The organism is Lentisalinibacter salinarum (assembly GCF_040706555.1).
In the GTDB taxonomy this organism is placed as follows: Bacteria; Pseudomonadota; Gammaproteobacteria; order Steroidobacterales; family Woeseiaceae; genus Lentisalinibacter; species Lentisalinibacter salinarum.
Genome location: NZ_JAPDRH010000002.1, coordinates 749,296 through 767,019, shown reverse-complemented (window position 1 = coordinate 767,019; position 17,724 = coordinate 749,296). Strand labels below are relative to the sequence as shown.

Genomic DNA, 17,724 nt, shown 5'->3' with positions numbered 1-17,724 from the left:
ATGGCGGCGCCGGCGCTCTCCCGCCGCCAGTTCCTGCAGGCGAGCCTGACGGCGACCGGCGGGCTGTTTCTGGGCATCGTGCCGGGCCGCGTGTCCGCCGCGGGCCGCGACCTGAACGCGTTCGTCCGCATCGAGGCCGACGGGCGCACCGTGATCGGGGTCTCCCAGCCCGACATGGGTCAGGGGATGTACACCACCATGAGCCTGCTGGTGGCAGAGGAGCTCGATGCGGACTGGTCGCGCGTCGTGACCAGGCAGCTGCCGATGATGCTGACCCGGGACGAGGACGGCAAGCCGGCGTGGCGCTACGTGCCCCAGGGGGCCGGCGGCAGCAATAGCGTCGTGATGCTGTACCGGCCGCTGCGGGAGTTCGGCGCGCGAGCACGCCGGCTGCTGCTGCGCGCGGCGGCGCGCGAATGGGGTGTCGCCCCGGAGCGGCTCACGACCGAACCCGCGTACGTCGTCGACCCGGCCACCGGCCGCCGGATCGGCTACGGCGAACTCGCACGGACGGCGGCGAATCTCGAGCCCGAAACGTCGGCACCCGCGCTGAAATCCCCGGCAGAGTTCCGCCTGCTCGGCAGGGACGTGGCGGCGAAGGGCGTGGACGAGGTGGTGGACGGCAGCGCCGTGTACGGCATCGATGTGCGCGAGCCCGGCATGGCCCACGCGGTGATCGCGCGCTGTCCCTGGTTCGACGGCCGGCTCGTCTCCTGCGACGACCGCGATGCCCGCAAGGTGGACGGCGTCATCGACGTGGTCGCGGTGCCCGGCCCGGAGCCGGGGGCGCCCTATAGCACGCTGGCGCCGGGCGTGGCCGTGGTGGCGCGCTCCACCTGGGCCGCCATGAAGGGAAGAGAAGCGCTGGAGATCGCGTGGGACCGGGGTCCTCATACCGGCGAGACCACGGACACCTTCGACGCCGCCTGCCGGGCGGCGCTCGACGGGGGAGGCGGCGAGGCGGTGCGCGACGACGGCAATTTCGACGCCGCCCTGGCCGAGGCGCCGACGCGGTTGTCGCGGCGCTACCGGCTGCCCTACGTGCACCACGCGACCATGGAGCCCCAGAACTGCCATGCCCACGTCCGCGAGGACGGCTGTACCGTCATCGGACCCATGCAGAGCCCGGCCGGCGCGTCGCGGCTGGTGGCGGCGCTCACCGGCCTGGACCGGCTCTCGATAGACATCCGCCTGACCCGGCTCGGCGGTGGCTTCGGCCGACGGCTCACCTCGGATCATGTCGCGGAGGCCGTGCTGGTCTCGAAAGCCGCCGGGCTGCCCGTGAAGGTCACCTGGACCCGCGAAGACGACATGGCGCACGACTTCCTGCGACCCGGCGGCTGGCACGAGCTGACGGCGGGACTCGACGCGGGCGGCCGGCTGGCGGCCTGGCGCCACCGGGTGGCCAGCCCGTCCAAATATTACCGCCGCGAGGATGCCGTGCACTGGCAGTCGGAGATCTACCCGGACGATCCGCCCGCGGGCCTCGTCGACAACCTGCGTTACGAGTACTTCGACATGGCCTCCGGCGCCTGGCGAGGCTCCTGGCGCGCGCCGGCTCACACCGCGAACGCCTTCGCCGTGCAGAGTTTCATGGACGAACTCGCGGCGGAGGCCGGCGTGGACCCGCTCGAGTTCCGGCTCCGGCTGCTCGGCGAGTCGCGGGAGATGGACTACGGCGGACACGGCGGCCCCACCTGGAATCCGGGCCGGCTCGCTGACGTGCTGCGGGTCGCCGCCGGGCACGCCGGATGGGGGCGGCAGCTGCCGCCGGGCGACGGGCTGGGCATCGCCGGCCATTTCACGTTCGGCAGCTATGTGGCGTGGGTGGCCCACGTGCGGGTGGAACGCGACGGCACGCTGCGCGTACCGCGGCTGGTCGGCGCCATCGACTGCGGGCTGGCCGTCAATCCCAACGGCATACGCGCCCAGATGGAGGGCGGCGCCTGTGATGCGCTCGCGACGGCTCTTCACGGCGAGGTGACGATCGACGGCGGCCGTCACCGTGAGCGCAACTTTCACCAGTACCGGCTGCTGACGATGGCGCAAGCGCCCCGGCAGATCGACGTGCACATCGTGCCGGGCGCAGCGGAGCCGGCCGGCGTCGGCGAGCCGCCGGTCCCGCCGCTGGCGCCGGCCCTCACGAACGCGATCTTCGCGGCCACGGGCAGGCGCGTTCGCCGGCTGCCCGTCGGCCGCCAGCTCACCGACGGTCTGCTCGCGCCGTCCGGGCCTGCCGGAGACGCCTGAGCGGCGTCGAACATTCCCTCCCGCGGCTGTAGCATTGTCGCTCCGGGGCGCGGCCCGCGCCCCCGTCGGTCGAAACGAAGGAGCAGGCCATGCCGGGCAATTTCCGCAGCGACAACGAGTATCCCGTGGCACCCGAGATCATGGCGGCCCTGGCCGAAGTGAACGACGGTCCCGCTCACGCCTACGGCGCGGACGCCGCCACCGGGCGCCTGCGCCAGCGCTTCCGCGAGCTGTTCGAGCGGGACGTGGAGATCTATCCGCTGGCGTCCGGCACGGCCGCCAACTCGCTTGCCGTCGCCCAGACCTGCGGCTCCGTCGGCGCGGTGGTCTGTCACCGGGATGCGCACCTCAACACGGACGAGTGCGGCGCGCCCGAGTTCTTCAGCGGCGGCGCCAAGCTGCTGGCCCTGGACGGCCCTGACGGCAAGCTCGTGCCGGCGGCCGTGGCGGAGACCGTGGCCGCATCTCTCGCGATGGGCGAACATGCGAGCCGCCCGCGGCTACTGAGCCTGACCCAGGCGACGGAGCTGGGCACCGTCTACACGCCCGACGAGGTGGCCGCACTCGCCGCGGTCGCGCACCGGGACGGGCTGCGCGTGCACATGGACGGCGCGCGGCTCGCGAACGCGCTGGCCACCCTCGATTGCTCGCCTGCCGACATCACCTGGCGCGCCGGTGTCGACCTGGTCTCGTTCGGCGCGACCAAGAACGGCGCGATGCTGGCCGAGGCGCTGGTCGTGTTCGATCCGGCGGACACGGTGGAGTTACCGCGGCGCCGCAAGCAGGCCGGTCACCTGCTGAGCAAGATGCGCTACGTCTCTGCACAGCTCGAGGCCTATCTCGCCGACGATCTCTGGCTGCGCCTGGCCGCCGCCGCCAACCGCCGTGCCCGAACGCTCGCCGACGGGCTGGCCGCCTGCCCGGGCACCGGGCTGTTGCACCCGATCCAGTCCAACGAGATCTTCGTGCGCCTGCCGGATGCGCTGGCGGAGGGTCTGCGCTCCCGCGGCTTCGAGTTCCACCCGTGGCCCCACAGCGGTCCCGGCGTCTATCGGCTGGTCACCTCGTTCGCGACGCCGGACGGGGCGGTGGAAGGCTGCGTCGCCGCGGCCCGCGAACTCACGGGCACAGGAGCCGCCGCCGCGCAGGCATGATCCCGCTCTGGCTGAAGGCCGCCTACACGGCCGTCGTCGCGCTCATCCTCCCGATCTACTGGCTCCGCCACGGCCCGAAGAATTTCCTCTGGTTCTCCGACATCGCGCTGATCCTGCTGGTACCGGCGCTGTGGCTCGAAAGCGCGCTGTTGTTCAGCATGATGGCGGTGGGGGTGCTGCTGCCCGAGGCCGTGTGGACGATCAGCTACCTCGGCGGACTCCTGTTCCGGCGGCCCGTCACCGGCCTCGCCGGCTACATGTTCGACCCGGCCCTGCCCCGCTGGCTGCGCGGGCTGTCATTATTCCACCTGATCCTGCCGCCGCTGCTGATCTGGGGCGTCTGGCGGCTCGGCTACGACAGCCGCGCCCTGTTGCTGCAGACGCTGCTGGCCTGGGCGGTGCTGCCGGCTACCTGGCTGGTGACCGACCCCGCGAAGAACATCAACTGGGTGTTCGGGCCGGGCGAGCGTCCCCAGCGGCGGATCGACGGCCGGCTTTATCTCGGCTTCGTGATGCTGTTCTTCCCGGTCTGCGTCTATCTGCCCACCCACTGGATGCTGTCCTGGCTGTTCACGGCGAAGGAGGCCGGCGGGGATCTCCCGCTCTATTAGCAACCTGTGGAAAACAGTTCGCCGGGATGTCGATTTTTTCTCCCAACATTCTGATAAATATCGATCTCTTAATTTCCACCGCTTATCCACAGAATAAACACATGAGAGGCACAGGATATTCTGCTGACAGGGCGAATCGGCAGGCGTAACGTGGACTCCACGGTAAAGGAGCGCGATCCTGAAACCGGGCCCCGATTGGCAGGGGCAGGGCCACCCGCCAAAGTGGTCAAGGGCAGCGGAAGCTGACCAAGTCGCAACGCCGAGAGGCCGCGCGTTGAGGAAGCTGGAGCGAGAGCATCTGGCGACCATTGGAGAGCGGAAACTGCCTGTACTCGTGACTCGCATGACCGGCATGCAGTTCGCGGGGGACGTAGCCAGGCGTCTTTAAATAAACATCGGGGACGAAAGAGTCCTCGTGAGGAGCCTGAGACGAGGTTCCGCAAGGCGCAAGCCGAGCGGACGAGCCACAGGCCGGAGTCAGGCAGGTCCGAGGGGGTGGCGAAAGCTGCCGGATCGATCGAATCGGACGCCGCGCTGGCTCAAAAAACGAGGGGATGACGCGACGGCGTCATCCCCTCACTTTTTTGCGGCGGGCGTCATCGCGCCGCCCCCCTTCCCGGAAAGCCCGTCCCCGGAAAGCCCGTCCTCAGAAGGCCCGCCGCAGCTCTTCCTCGAGCCGGCGCAGATCGGCCTCGAGGCGCTTTTGTTCCTCCGTCAGCGGCTGCGTGGCGCGCTGCTCCAGCTCCAGCAGTACGAAGTCCGCCTGCAGCGTGGCCGGCAGTTTCGCGGGCAGCGAGGTCTGCGTCTGTGCCGTGGGCGTCGCGGGCCAGGATTCCGGTGCGGGCGCCTCGGGACGAAGCGCCAGGATTCCCGCCACCGCGACGGCGGCCGCCAGCGCGGCGCCGCCGAGCAGCCGCGGCGGGGGCACCAGCGCCGGGCGCCGCCGGCGCGGGGCAGCGGGCTCCGCGGCCTGCAGCGATGCCTGCACGCGTGCTCTCAGCTCCGGGGTGGTTTCCGCGCGGATCCTCGCCGCATCGCGGCGCAGACGCTCTTCCAGTTCCGTCATTCCCCGTCCTCCGTCTCGAGTTCCCGGGCCAGCCGCCGCCGGGCCCGGAAGAGGTTCACCTTGACCCACGATACGCTCCGTCCCATCGCGCGTGCCACGTCGCGGACCGCCATATCCTCGCCGTAATGGAGCCACAGTGCGGTGTAGCCGTCCGGCGTGAGCCGTTGCCGGGCAGTCAGCCAGATGTTGCGCCGCCCGTCGTCCGCGATGCAGTCGGCCAGCGGATCGGCGGCCGGATCGGCCGGTTCGCCGATCAGCGATTCCCACGCCGCCGGCCGGCCCGCCGCATGCCGCAGGGCGATGCGGTACAGCCAGGTGCTGAAGCGCCAGCGCGGATCGTAGCTGTCGAGATAGCGCCAGGCGCCGACGAAGGTGTCCTGCAGCGCGTCTTCCGCGTCGCAGATGCGGGCGCAGCGCACGCACAGGAAGCGGTAGAGGCCGTCCTGGTAGCGCTCGACGAGCGCGGCGAAGGCGCTGTGGGAGCCTGCCTTCGCCGCGGCGATGAGTTCGTCCTCGCTGCTCATGAGTCCTCCGGCGCGCCGGTCGCCGGAGCCCGCCTCAACGGGCGAGCAGTCTCGTCATCAGCTCCGGCTCCACCAGGGCGGAGATGCCGACCGTACCCTCGTTCACCGTCACCCTGGTCTTGCTCAGCAGCTCAGCCAGCGCGGGCTCTTCCTCCGCGGCCACGGCCTGCAATCCGATCAGACCCCCCACGATACCGCCCACGGCCATGGCCATGCCCGGATCGCTGGTCACGATCTTCGCCTCGATGGCGGCGAGCCCGTCGCGGTCGGCGACGAAAAATGCCGCCTCCCGGGTGTGTTCGAGGATACGGGACTCCCAGGAGTTACCGGTGCCGGCCTGGGGACGGATCCCGCCCTCCATCAGGTTCCGGTCCGCGGTGAGCACGAACAGCGTGCCGTCCGCCGTCTCACGTTCCTGTACGCGGCCGCCGTCGGCCAGCAGCTCCTCCATGGTCGCGGCCTCGGACGTAAACAGCAGCAGTCCGTCGACGGCGAACGTGAAGTAGCCGTCGAAATCCGCATCGTCCATTTGGCCCAGCTGGTAGTAGCGGCTGCCGTCGGCCTCGTGCTCGTCCACCTTGGCCTCGCGCTTCGCCAGTGCCAGCACTTTCTCCCGGGTCTGGTCCGAGAAACGCCCGCGGATGGCGAGCACGGCGTCGTCGTCGCCCTGGCTGAACACCGTGACCCGGTCAGTCTCGGCGCCCAGGTCTATGCCGAGGTCGTTGCGCAGTTCCGCGAACAGCTCCTTGTCCAGCCAGCCATAGAGCTGGCGCCCGACCTCGGAGCCGCGCATCTGGACGAGGTCGGCATGCAGGTACCAGCGGGTGTTGCCGGGCAGTTCGCCGGGCGTGACCCCGGCCACGGCGAGGCCCGGGGCGGCGAGGATGGCGACCATGAGGATGACGTGCAGTTTCGGAAAGCGCATGGCGGGCTCCGTATCGGTGTGACCTGCCATGTTATAGCGCTCGCCGGCGCAAACGGTTACACCCGGGCCGCGAAAAAAGTGCGCCGTCAGCGGGGCTGCTCTCTGCCGGCCTCAGATTCGATCGCAAACAGGCCCACGCCGAGACGCACGGCCTTGCCGGGCGGCGGCGGGGTCTCCGGCTCGTGCCGGCTCAGCCAGTCGTCGACCTCCTCCAGGAAGGCCTGGCCGCGCACCTGCATGAATTCCCGGAACAGGGCAGCCTGCTCGGCCGTCATCCGGTCGTTGGAGGCGCGGCCTTCGAAGCGGGGCGTATCGTCCGCCTTGCGGTACAGGTTGTGGCGCAGTGCGTCGCCGAGCTCTTTGAGTACGGCCCCGGCACGCAGGATGCTCTCCGGCTCCAGGGGTTCCGGGACGTGGTAGCGTCTCAGCGCGCGCACTCTCCCGTCAGGGGTTCGCGCCACGGTGCCACCACCCAGCAGTTCCTTCAGCAGGGTCTGCCTCGGGACGTCGCCCGAGTAGCGCCGGGTCAGCGCGTCGAAGGACGGCGCGGGGCCCTCCTCGGGCAGTTCGAGCGGTTGGCCCGAATCGTCGAGAAACGCCGGATCCTGGTGCCAGCCGGACAGCACCCGGCTGGCGTCGCTGGTCTTGCGGCTGACGCTCTCCGGTTCGGCGGCGAGCAGATCCCGCTGGCGCCGGACCTCCTTACGGTCGATACCGGTCATCACGGCAACGCGGGACACGTTGGTGGGGCGGCCACGGATGCCGAATTCGGAGGTGGCGACGTCCACGAAGACGGACTTGGAGAGGTCGGAGAACTCCCGCCATGTGATGCCGCAGCGCAGCGCGATGCTCGCCACCGGCCGCAGCAGCAGGCGGCAGGCGCGATAGACGGAGCTCTTCAGATCGGTATCCATGTCCGGGTTCTCGTGACGGCGTGCGGACATTCTGTACCACGGAGGCCCGCGGTTGACAGTCGGGAAGCCGGGCCCGGCAGGAGGAACCTGCCGGGCCCGGCGCCATTGCGGTTTTCCGTCAGCGGCCTGTCGCCGCAGCGAACGCGGCGGCTCAGTCCTGGTCCTCGATCAGGATGGCATTGCCGTCGGCATCCACCCGCACGGCGACCTGGAGTCCGTCCGGCAGGAGTTCGGACAGCGACTCGGGCAGGTCGCCGAAGCGCAGATCGGCATCCCCGAGCTCCTCGCCCCGTGCGGCCTCGACGATGGAAGCGTCGATCAGGGTGTCCGCCGTGACGCGGACGGTCCGACCGGCGACCACGAACGTGTTCTCGACGTCGTCCACGTTGCTGACCGTGCCGCTCACCTCGTCGGTCGCGGCGCCGTCACCGCCGCCCATGCCGCCGTTGTCGTCGTTACCGGCGACACCGTCGTCGCGCTCGAACTCGACCTCCTCGGCAATGAGCAGGCCGTCGGAGCAGCCGCCGTTGTCGATGCTGTCGGCCTCGATCACGTCGCCGGCCGCGAGGCGGGCGAAGAACTCGTCACGGCCGATGGCCACGTCGTTCTCGTCGCGGAACCCGCCGGCGCTGGTGATCTGCGCCGTGTCGATGGTGACGCCCTGGATGACGAAGAAAGGATCGTCGACGGAGCCGTCGGCCACCGGGCCGCGCAGCTCGCAGTCCTGATCGTCCTCGTCGCCGTCGCGCTCGATGCGCATCCAGGTCACGGTGCCGTCGCTCTCGGGGTAGCCGCGCGCCTCGACGTAGTCGCCTGCCGATACCCGCGCAAGGAACGCCTCGGGGGTGAGACGGTCGCCGTCGTCGGCGCCGTCATCCTCGATGCGGTTTGCGCGCGTGGGCGTGATCTCGAGACCCAGGCGGGTGAAGAAGCTCCCCGTGCCGACCGTCTCTACCCGGTCCTCGGTTCGCACGGAATTCTCGCGCTCGAACTTCACGCCGTCGTCACCGTCGTCCAGTATCAGTACGCCGTTCGCGTCGAAGGTGCCTTCCACCTCCACGCGCTCGCCGACGTGACCGGCCAGCCGGCCGGCGTCGTCCACGGGGATGGTATTGCCGTCTATGGTGATCGTGTTCGGGCTGGAAGCGGTATCCACCGCCTGCAGGATGCCCTCGATCTCGAATTCGCCCTCGTCGTCGTCGCCGCGGCCGAAGTCGTCCTCGCGCTCGATGCTGTCCGCCTCGAGTGTGCCGTCGGCGAGCAGCGTTCCTTCCACCTCCACAAAGACGTCTTCGGTAAGCGTACCGTCCGGGAAGTCCTCGCTATCCAGGTCGTCCGCGGTCCACGCCACGGTCAGGTCACGGATGCGGAAGGTACCTGCCGCCGCGTCGAGGTCGGTGACGTAGCCCTTCACCTCGACATCGTCGTCGCCCCCGGCCTGGTCGTCGTCCCGCTCCACGCGGGTGGCGAGGATGCCGGCGTCGGTCTGGAACCCGCTCACCTCGACGGCGATGGTGCCGCCGGCGGGATCCAGGTCGAGCAGGTCGATGCTGCCGTCGCCGTTTTTGTCACCGATGCTGTCGTCGAAGACCGTGTTGTCGTCCACGGTGACCTGCTGCCCGGCCACGGTGAACGCGCCGAGGCCCGGGTTCGACGCGTCCGGCCGGATGGCGCTCACCGGACCTTCCAGATCGTCGTCGTAACGGATCCGGTCGGCACGGCGGTCATCGCCGTCTCGCTCGCCCTCGATCTTCACCTTCATGCCGAGACGCAGGGCGTCCTCGGTCTTGCGGCCTTCGTCCTCGAACTCGATCTCCGCCGTCGAGGTGTCGTAGCGCACGCCATTCACATAGACGCTGCCGAAGCCGGTGATCACGCCGGAGGCACTCACCTTGGCCGAGGTCACCGGCGGCGGGTTGGTCGCTGTCGGCGGCGGGGTGGCGGTGCCGCCGCCGCCACCGCCGCCGCAGGCGGCCAGGCCGAGTGCGGCTGCCACGGCGGCTCCGATTCTGAGTTTGGGTCGTGAAATGTTCATGTTCGTCTCCTGATCCTGTGTGCTGAAAGAGGCTTTAGTGAGCTACAGTTGGGGAAATATACCCCAATATTGGATCAGGTCAAGCAAAAAAACACACTCGCCGACGAGATCGCCGCCGGACCGGCAGGAAATTGGACGGCTGTCAGGGAGCTGGGATTGCGCTCACTGAGCCGGTGCGGGGCCGATGACGGCCTCGTCCGACTCGAACAGCCAGCGGATCCCGCGTCTGAAGGCGCTCGGCCCAGCGGAAAAATGACTCTCGCCGGGCAGGATCTCGGCCTCCAGATCCCAGGGCGTCTCGTCCTGCGCTGTCCAGTGGCCGATCCAGGACAGCGCGGGGCCGCGAAAACGGGGCAGGTCGTCGGCGCCCGAGGCCACGTACAGGCGCTGCCGCTCGCCGGCCGGGGTTTCATCGGGCGCCGCCAGGAAGAGCGGCAGGTTGCGGTGCAGCGCCGGATTGACGGCGATGTGCCCCCAGAACGGGCCGTCGGGCTGCAGCGCGGTGTAGAGGACGAACTGTCCGCCGAGCGACTGCCCGAGGATCACCCGGCGTTGCGGGTCGGCGGGATAGCGGGCCTCGACCATCGGGATCAGCTCGTCGCGGAGAAAACGGAGGAAGGCGCCGGCGCCGCCCCAGAACTCGGGTTCCGGCGCCTCCGCGGTGTAGTCGCGGCTGCGCTGGTTGCCTTCGCGGAAGTAGTCGGTCCCGTAGGAGATACCCACCAGTATGAGTTCGGGGACTTCCTCGCCCAGTTCCAGGTAGCGGTAGTATCCGGCCAGGAGCGGGAACAGGTTGCCGCCGTCGAGCACATAGACCACCGGATAGCGTCGGTCGGCTCCCGGTTCGTGGCTCTCGGGCAGGCGCACGTGGATGTGGTAGACGCCCTCTGGCTCGTCCGGCGCCAGCCGGTGGTAATGGGCGCGGTCGACGGCCTGCAGGCGGATTTCCCGTTCCCCGGCGTCGAGCGGCGGGGCGGCCACGGTAGCCAGGGCGGCCAGGAAAACGAAGGTCAGTGGTACGGTCTTCATCGATCGGTCTCCGCGGCGGCGGTAGGCCGACAGTATTGCGCAATCGGAAATGCTAGGCACATGTCACTACTGGCCGGGTATGCCCGGATCGCCTAGAGTGAAGCTGTAGAGTTGTGGCCGCGCCGCTCGAGTATCCGCGGCCTGTCGTTGCGGGGAGGAAGCCCGGGATGAGGAAAACGATGCGCCGGTCCAACGTGGCAATGGTAATGGCTGCGACGCTGAGCATGGCACTGCTGGCCGGCTGCGAGGCCGGCCCGAAGTCCGCCGCCGGATTCCGCCTGCCGGACGGAGACCCGGAGGCCGGGCGGGCGGCATTCCTGGCACTGCAGTGCAATTCCTGCCACGTCATCAGCAATTACGAGCTGCCGCCGCCGGCGGCGAAGGGCCCGGTGGAGGTGACGCTCGGCGGCGAGGTGACCCGGGTGAAGACCTACGGCGAGCTGGTGACCTCCATCATCAATCCGTCTCACAAACTGGTCCGCTGGTACCCGGAGGAAGAGGTCTCCGAGGATGGCAAATCGCTGATGCCCGGCTTCAACGACCGTATGACCGTGCGCCAGCTCATCAACCTGGTCGCGTTCCTCCAGCCCCATTACGACGTCGTCGTGCCGCGCTACGAGTACCCCGAGTACCAGTACGCGCCGATCTACTGAGCCTGACGGAGGAGAGAGCGATGCCCGGATTGCTGGTCCGACTCCTGATAAACGTGTTCGGCCTCTGGCTGGCCGCCGCCATCGTCCCGGGCGTGCACATCAGCGGCGTGGGGACGTTCATCCTCGCCGCCATCCTGCTGGGCGTGGTGAACGCGCTGGTGCGGCCCATCGCCATCGTCGCGACGCTGCCCCTCACCCTCGTCACGCTCGGGTTGTTCCTGTTCGTGGTGAACGCGATGATGTTCGGCCTGGTCGCCTGGCTGCTGGCGAATTTCGCGGTGTCGGGTTTCTGGGCGGCCCTGTTCGGCTCCCTGGTGGTGAGCCTCACGAGCACGCTCACGTCCTGGTACATCGGGCCGAGCGGACGCTACGAGGTGATGGTCATACGTCGGCGTTAGAGACGCGGCGGCGAAGCCGCTCGGATGATCCGCTCCGGGTGAAGCCGTCTAGATGATCTTGGAGTAGCGCTGCGGCTCCGCCTGCGCCCGCAGGTAGCCGTCGAACACCATCGCGATGGCGCGCAGGAGCAGCCGGCCCGTGGGCGTCACGCGGATGGAGGCGTCGTCCACCTCCACCAGGCCGTCTTCCTCGAGCGGCGCGAGGTCCGCCAGTTCGTCCGCGAAGCGGCTGCGGAAGTCGATGTCGAATCGCTCCTCGATCTCGCTGAAGATCAGCCGGTCACGGCACATGATGGACTGGATCACCTTGCCGCGGAGCTTGTCCTCGTCGCTCATGATGAGGCCGCGCTCGACGGGCAGGTGTCCTTCCTCGATGCGCCGGCCGTAATCGTGGTCGTGCCGGGTGTGCTGGCTGTAGCAGTCGGCGATGCGGCCGATGGAGCTCGCGCCGAGGGCGATGAGCTCGGTGTCCGCGTGCGTGGAATAGCCCTGGAAATTCCGCTGCATGGTGCCGTTCTCGCGCGCGATGGCGAGCTCGTCGTCCTTGCGGGCGAAGTGGTCCATGCCGATGTACTCGTAGCCCTCCGCGCAGAGCCGCTGGATGGTGTGGCCGAGCAGGGCCAGCTTCACGTCGTCGCTGGGCAGGTCCTCCTGGCGGATCAGCCGCTGGGCTCGGAACATCTGCGGCAGGTGGGCGTAGCTGTAGACCGAGATGCGGTCGGGCCGGGCCTCCAGCACGGTGTCCAGCGTGCGGTCGAAGCGCTCCGGCGTCTGCATGGGCAGGCCGTAGATCAGGTCGATGGAGACGGAGCGGAAGCCGGCGTCCCGCGCCTGCTGGATGAGCGGCAGGGTCTCCTCCGGCGGCTGAATGCGATTGACCGCCTTCTGCACCTCCGGGTCGAAATCCTGCACGCCCATGCTGAGCCGGTTGAAGCCCATGCCGGCCAGCGCCGCCACCATGCCGGGGCGGATGCTGCGCGGGTCGATCTCGATGGAGAATTCCTGCCGGCCGTCGCCACGCAGCCGGAAGTGCTCGCCGAGTTTGGACATGACCGAGGAGAGCTGCTCCTCGCTGAGATAGGTGGGCGTGCCGCCGCCGAGATGAAGCTGTTCCACCACCCGGTCGTCGTCGAACAGGGCGGACTGGAGTTCCACCTCGCGGAACAGGTGGCCCAGGTACTCCGCGGCCCGGTCCCGGTTACGCGTCACCACCTTGTTGCAGCCGCAGTAGTAGCAGAGCGTGTGGCAGTAGGGGATGTGCAGGTACAGTGACAACGGCCCGTCGTTGCGCTCGTTGCTGAGGACGCACTGGCGCTTGTACTGCGCCTCGTCGAACTCGTGGAACTGCACCGCCGTGGGGTAGGAGGTGTAGCGGGGCCCGCGGCCTCCGTAGCGCCTGATCAGCGCCTCGTCGAACTTGATTGGCTGCATGCCGATATTCCTGAATCCCGTTGCCGCCGCGCGGCGGCCACATGTCATTGAACCACAACGATTATGGTAAGAGGCTCGCTCCCCGGCCCGAGGCTAACCGTACCCGAACGCCGCGGCCGCCTGCATAGGCATTAGCCGAAGGCGCCGGCTTGCCGCGGCGGGCCCGGCCCTTCATCATGCGCCCCTCGTCACCCCGGGAGGCCCCATGCCCGTACAGGACTATCCCCTCGAGAGAATCCGCGAGCGCTTCCCCGCCCTGGCCCTGGACGGGGACATCGGCGGGCGCATCTATCTGGACAATCCGGCCGGCACGCAGGTTCCCGCCACGGTAGTCGACCGGATGAGCCGCTGCCTGCTGGAGGCCAACGCCAACCTGGGCGGGCCCTTCGAGACCTCCCGGCTGGCCGACGAGATCGTCGCCGACGCCCATCAGGCCATGGCGGATTTCCTGAACGCGCCTTCGGCCGACGAGATCGTGTTCGGGCAGAACATGACGACGCTGACCTTCCATCTCTCGCGCTCCATCGGCGCCGCGTTATCGCCGGGGGACGAGGTGATCGTCACGCAGATGGACCACGACGCCAATATCTGGCCCTGGGTAATGATGGCGCGGGACCACGGCCTGGAGGTGAAGTGGCTGCCGTTCGACACGGAGACTTTCGAGTTCGACCTGGTCGAATTGGATCGCCTGCTGGGCGAGCGCACCCGGCTGGTCTGTGTGGCGGGCGCCAGCAATCTGCTGGGCACGGTGAACGATGTCACCGCCATTGCCGCGAAGGCGCGCGAGGCCGGTGCATGGACCTTCGTGGACGCGGTGCAGTCCGCGCCCCATGTGCCCACCGACGTGCAGGCGCTCGGCTGTGATTTCCTGACCTGCTCCGCGTACAAGTTCTTCGGCCCTCACCAGGGCATCCTCTGGGGGCGCGGCGAGATACTGGAATCGCTGGAGCCCTACAAAGTGCGGCCGGCGCCGAACAGAATCCCGGGCTGTTTCGAGACGGGCACCCAGAGCCACGAGGGCATGGCCGGGACGGCCGCCGCGGTGGACTACTTCGCGTCGCTGGGCGAGGCCTGGGCCGCGGACTATGCCGGGCGCTTCCCCGGCATGTGCGGCCGCGCCCTGCACGTCCACTCCGCACTCGCCTGGCTGCTCGAGTACGAGGAGACCCTCTCGCGCCACCTCATCGACGGGCTGCAGGCGCTGCCCGGCGTCAGGGTGCACGGCATCACGGCTCCGGACGCGTATTCGCGGCGACTGCCGACGGTGGCATTCACCGTCGAGAGCGTGGCGCCGGCGATGATCGCCAGAGAGCTCGGGCAGCGCCGCATCTTCGTCTGGAACGGTCACAATTACGCGCTGGAAGTGGTGCGGACGCTGGGCCTGATGGAGGCGGGCGGCGTCATCCGGGTGGGGCCGGTGCACTACAACGGCATCAAGGAACTCGACGTGCTGCTGAACACACTCGAGAGCATTCTGCCGCGAATCGCGCCCCGCGGCTGACGCGGCCGCGCGTCAGTTGTTCTTCGCGCCCTGGTCGATCCAGTCCTTGATCAGCTGCACCTCGTCCTTGTCGAGCGGGGCGCCGCGCCCTTGCGCGAGCGATTCCTCATGGTGGGGCGGCATCTGTATCTCCGGCGCACTCTCGCCGGAGACCACGAGGTACAGCGTGCTGGAGGCGGCGCTGCCGGGCACCACCACCTCGCCGAGGCGGGTGCCGTGCATGAGGCTCGCATAATCGGTCACGTTCAGACCGGTGCTGGTTTCGCCTTCGGCGTAGCCGCTATGGCAGCCGGCGCAGTTGGCCGCCAGGACCGGCTGGACGTCCTCCGAGAAGCTGACCTGCCGCTCGCAGCCCGAAAGGAATGCCAGGCCCAGCGTGGCGAGGGCGAGCGGAATGATCCTGAGTCCCTGAACCGTGTCCATGAATCTGCCCGCGAATCTGCCCATGGTTGCCCCCTTGTGCTTCGCCGCCGGGACGGCGGCTTGTTCGGTCACCGTTTCATCGTAGACGCGAGGGCATCCCTGTCAATTTCGCGCAATACCTACTGCCTGTGCTGCCGCCTTGCGAAGATCTGCAACGAGGCGGCGCAGTTCGCGTTCCCGGGCCCGGTCGTCCCGCTGGCGCAGCACATATGACGGGTGGACGGTGATCCACACCGGCGTACCGTCCTCCAGCGAGAGGGCGCTGCCCCGGTGCTCGCGGACGGCCACCGGACGGCCGAGCAGGCTGCGCGCGGCCGTAGCCCCCAGCGCGACGACGGCCCGCGGTTCCACCATCCCGAGCTCCAGCCCGAGCCACCAGCGGCAATGGTCGATCTCGCCGGCGTCCGGCTTCCGGTGCAGCCGGCGCTTGCCCTGCAGCCCGAACTTGAAGTGTTTCACGGCGTTGGTCAGGAAGATGCGCTCGCGCTCGATGCCGGCCGCCGCCAGTGCCTCGTCCAGCAGCCGTCCGGCGGGGCCGACGAAGGGGCGGCCCGTGAGGTCCTCCCGGTCGCCGGGCTGCTCGCCGACCAGCATCAGCCCGGCGTCGGCAGGGCCTTCGCCGGGCACCGCCCGGGTCGCCTGCTCGCCGATGGGACAGCGCCGGCAGGCCTCCAGGCAGGCTGCGAGCGCATCCAGCGTCCGCGGTGTCTTCTCTTCCGTCATGTCCATCCTGATCCATTGCCGTGCCCGGCCGGCCGCCGGCCGCCGCCCCGGCGGCGGCGAGCGCTGCGCTTTCTCCCCGTCCCTGATCAGCCCCGGGATCAGCCGGGCCTCGGGCAGATTACGCCAGTACTTGCGCGGCATCTCCGCCCGCATGGCATCCACTTTCAGCCGCGCCGGGTTGAAGATGCTGGCGTAATAGGTGGACCAGTATGCCTCCAGTGCGTCGCCGTCGGGGCAGTCGGCGCGGTTCGCGCCCGGACCGTAGGTGAGCGCGTCGCCGTCCCAGTGCGCGCTTGCCTCCGGCGTGAGGATGGACCACCGCATGCCGGTGTGGCGGCGCATGAAGAACGGTGCCACCGTCTTCAGGATGTGATGTTCCGGCTCGAACCAGGCCACGTAGGCCTCGACGACGGCGTGACGCACGCGGCGGAAGCGCACGAACGCCTTCATCTTGTGCATGTCGCGCCGCACGGAGCGGGCCATGCCGGCGGCAAGCGCCACGTCGGCATCGGAGCTCACCTCCAGCAGCGAGCGGTCCGACTGCAGGCGCCAGAGCAGACGATAGAGGAGTTCGAAGCGCCGGGGGTCGCGATGGCAGGCGACCCGTTCGGCGAGAGGGGGGAAGCCCTTCGGCACCAGGATGGCCCGCCGGGTGCGGGGCAGCGCGGCCGGCTCGCCGGCGAACAGATCCGGGGTCGCGCGGCGCTCGCGCCAGGCGGTAGTCTCCGGCGGCACGGCGGCCGCGATCAGCCGGCGTGCCTGGTCCCGCCAGGCCTCGTAGCCGTCCGCCGCATCGAGCACGATCTCGATACTGCCACGGCCCCTGGCATGACTCACAGCGGCAGGCTCTGCTGGCGGGGCGGCGGTGCGAGCAGGCCGGTGAGCGCGGGACTGTCCAGCAAGCGGCCGGGCTGCCATCCCTGGGCGACGACGAACGGGCGCACTTTCTGCAGCGATACGGTCATGCGCTGCAGGTCCTCGAGGCCGAGCCTGCGGTGGCGCCGCGCCTTTAGTATGCGGCCGACCGCCCGAGTGCCCAGGCCGGGTACCCGCAGCAGGGTCTCGCGGTCGGCGCGGTTGACGTCCACCGGGAAGCGCTCCCGGTGGCGCACCGCCCAGGCGAATTTCGGGTCCACGGCGGGGTCCAGCATCCTGCCGTCGCCGCCGGCCAGGATCTCCTCCACGCCGAAGCCGTAGAACCGGTACAGCCAGTCCGCCTGGTAGAGGCGGTGTTCGCGCAGCAGCGGCGCCGGCGTCGCCGGCAGGGCAGCACTGGGGTAGGGGATGGGGCTGAAGGCCGAGTAGTACACGCGCTTCAGGCGGTAGCCCGCGTACAGCGAAGCGCTGGTCGTCAGTATCGCCCGGTCGTCCGCGTCGTCGGCGCCGACGATCATCTGCGTGCTCTGGCCCGTGGCGGCGAGGCCGTTCGGGTCCCGGCGGCCGCGGCGGTCCGGTCGGCTCTCCTCCAGCCGGAGCCGCAGCCGGCCCATCGCCGTGCGGATGCGACCGGCATCCTTCTCCGGCGCCAGCCTGGCGAGGCCCTGGCTCGTGGGCAGTTCGATGTTGATGGAGAGCCGGTCGGCGTAGCGGCCTGCCTCTTCGATCAGCGCGGGGTCGGCGTCCGGGATGGTCTTCAGGTGGATATAGCCGCGGAACAGGTGCTGCTCCCGCAGGCGGCGCGCCACCTCGACCAGCCGCTCCATGGTGTAGTCCGGGCTCACCATGATGCCGGAGGACAGGAACAGCCCCTCGATGTAGTTGCGCTTGTAGAACTCTAGGGTCAGATTCACCAGTTCGTCCACGCCGAAGCGGGCCCGCTGCACGTCGCTGGAGAGGCGGTTCACGCAATACTGGCAGTCGTACTGGCAATAGTTGGTCAGCAGCACCTTCAGCAGCGAGATACAGCGTCCGTCCGGGGCGTAGGAGTGACAGATGCCGGCGCCGCCGGTGGAGCCGATGCCGCCGGTGGCGCGCGAGTCCTTGCGCCTGGCAGAGCTGGAGGCGCAGGATGCGTCGTACTTGGCGGCGTCGGCCAGGATCGCGAGCTTGTCGATGGTCGTCAGGCGGGGCATGGCGCACTACTGTTG

The 17,724-nt window shown here is 69.2% G+C and carries 16 protein-coding genes; 6 read left to right on the top strand and 10 right to left on the bottom strand.

The genetic code is table 11. The features are described 5' to 3' along the window. The 3 genes from ACJMKZ_RS06515 (at nucleotide 1) to ACJMKZ_RS06505 (ending at nucleotide 4,015) form a co-directional block, all read left to right on the top strand. The gene (locus tag ACJMKZ_RS06515) at nucleotides 1–2,250 is read left to right on the top strand and encodes a xanthine dehydrogenase family protein molybdopterin-binding subunit (RefSeq protein WP_405232378.1); all 2,250 of its coding nucleotides are present in this window, start codon (nucleotides 1–3) and stop codon (nucleotides 2,248–2,250) included. An 89-nt stretch (nucleotides 2,251–2,339) separates the two neighbouring features. After that, nucleotides 2,340–3,404, top strand: a complete 1,065-nt coding sequence (locus ACJMKZ_RS06510) for a threonine aldolase family protein (protein ID WP_405232377.1) — start codon at nucleotides 2,340–2,342, stop codon at nucleotides 3,402–3,404. Beyond that, the gene (locus ACJMKZ_RS06505) at nucleotides 3,401–4,015 is read left to right on the top strand and encodes a membrane-associated protein (protein ID WP_405232376.1); all 615 of its coding nucleotides are present in this window, start codon (nucleotides 3,401–3,403) and stop codon (nucleotides 4,013–4,015) included. Before ACJMKZ_RS06510 ends, ACJMKZ_RS06505 begins: the two co-directional genes overlap by 4 nt. Nucleotides 4,016–4,661: 646 nt before the next feature. Here the strand turns inward: ACJMKZ_RS06505 and ACJMKZ_RS06500 are convergent. From ACJMKZ_RS06500 to ACJMKZ_RS06475, 6 genes are all read right to left on the bottom strand, one after another. Next, a complete protein-coding gene (locus ACJMKZ_RS06500) occupies nucleotides 4,662–5,081 on the bottom strand; it encodes a hypothetical protein (protein WP_405232375.1) in 420 nt (139 codons plus the stop codon). Next, on the bottom strand, nucleotides 5,078–5,605 hold the full coding sequence (locus ACJMKZ_RS06495) for an RNA polymerase sigma factor (RefSeq protein ID WP_405232374.1): 528 nt from the start codon (nucleotides 5,603–5,605) through the stop codon (nucleotides 5,078–5,080). The genes ACJMKZ_RS06500 and ACJMKZ_RS06495 overlap by 4 nt, the downstream gene beginning before the upstream one ends. A 34-nt stretch (nucleotides 5,606–5,639) precedes the next feature. Beyond that, a complete protein-coding gene (locus ACJMKZ_RS06490; protein ID WP_405232373.1) occupies nucleotides 5,640–6,530 on the bottom strand; it encodes a hypothetical protein in 891 nt (296 codons plus the stop codon). Between the two features lie 86 nt (nucleotides 6,531–6,616). Next, on the bottom strand, nucleotides 6,617–7,474 hold the full coding sequence (locus tag ACJMKZ_RS06485) for a DUF6502 family protein (RefSeq protein WP_405232372.1): 858 nt from the start codon (nucleotides 7,472–7,474) through the stop codon (nucleotides 6,617–6,619). Between the two features lie 121 nt (nucleotides 7,475–7,595). Continuing rightward, entirely contained in the window at nucleotides 7,596–9,479 is a 1,884-nt protein-coding gene (locus ACJMKZ_RS06480) for a DUF5666 domain-containing protein (protein WP_405232371.1), read from the bottom strand. A 162-nt stretch (nucleotides 9,480–9,641) separates the two neighbouring features. Beyond that, nucleotides 9,642–10,508: an alpha/beta hydrolase gene (locus tag ACJMKZ_RS06475; protein ID WP_405232370.1), complete on the bottom strand. Its 867-nt coding sequence runs from the start codon at nucleotides 10,506–10,508 to the stop codon at nucleotides 9,642–9,644. A gap of 167 nt (nucleotides 10,509–10,675) precedes the next feature. Here ACJMKZ_RS06475 and ACJMKZ_RS06470 point away from each other — a divergent pair, with 167 nt between their 5' ends. Both ACJMKZ_RS06470 and ACJMKZ_RS06465 read left to right on the top strand, forming a co-directional pair. Further along, complete coding sequence (locus ACJMKZ_RS06470) at nucleotides 10,676–11,161, top strand: cytochrome C (protein ID WP_405232369.1); 486 nt, start codon at nucleotides 10,676–10,678, stop codon at nucleotides 11,159–11,161. A 20-nt stretch (nucleotides 11,162–11,181) separates the two neighbouring features. Continuing rightward, a complete protein-coding gene (locus ACJMKZ_RS06465) occupies nucleotides 11,182–11,559 on the top strand; it encodes a phage holin family protein (protein WP_405232368.1) in 378 nt (125 codons plus the stop codon). A gap of 48 nt (nucleotides 11,560–11,607) precedes the next feature. Here ACJMKZ_RS06465 and hemN read toward each other — a convergent pair whose 3' ends face one another. Continuing rightward, a complete protein-coding gene (gene hemN, locus ACJMKZ_RS06460; RefSeq protein WP_405232367.1) occupies nucleotides 11,608–12,990 on the bottom strand; it encodes an oxygen-independent coproporphyrinogen III oxidase in 1,383 nt (460 codons plus the stop codon). 205 nt (nucleotides 12,991–13,195) lie between these two features. On the opposite strand from hemN, the gene ACJMKZ_RS06455 reads away from it, so the two are divergent. Then, entirely contained in the window at nucleotides 13,196–14,491 is a 1,296-nt protein-coding gene (locus tag ACJMKZ_RS06455; RefSeq protein WP_405232366.1) for a cysteine desulfurase-like protein, read from the top strand. Nucleotides 14,492–14,503: 12 nt separating this feature from the next. Here ACJMKZ_RS06455 and ACJMKZ_RS06450 read toward each other — a convergent pair whose 3' ends face one another. The 3 genes from ACJMKZ_RS06450 to ACJMKZ_RS06440 form a co-directional block, all read right to left on the bottom strand. Then, nucleotides 14,504–14,938: a c-type cytochrome domain-containing protein gene (locus ACJMKZ_RS06450; protein ID WP_405232365.1), complete on the bottom strand. Its 435-nt coding sequence runs from the start codon at nucleotides 14,936–14,938 to the stop codon at nucleotides 14,504–14,506. A 78-nt stretch (nucleotides 14,939–15,016) separates the two neighbouring features. Then, nucleotides 15,017–16,474, bottom strand: a complete 1,458-nt coding sequence (locus ACJMKZ_RS06445; RefSeq protein ID WP_405232364.1) for a UdgX family uracil-DNA binding protein — start codon at nucleotides 16,472–16,474, stop codon at nucleotides 15,017–15,019. Further along, a complete protein-coding gene (locus ACJMKZ_RS06440) occupies nucleotides 16,471–17,709 on the bottom strand; it encodes a putative DNA modification/repair radical SAM protein (protein ID WP_405232363.1) in 1,239 nt (412 codons plus the stop codon). Before ACJMKZ_RS06440 ends, ACJMKZ_RS06445 begins: the two co-directional genes overlap by 4 nt. Nucleotides 17,710–17,724 lie beyond the last annotated feature (15 nt).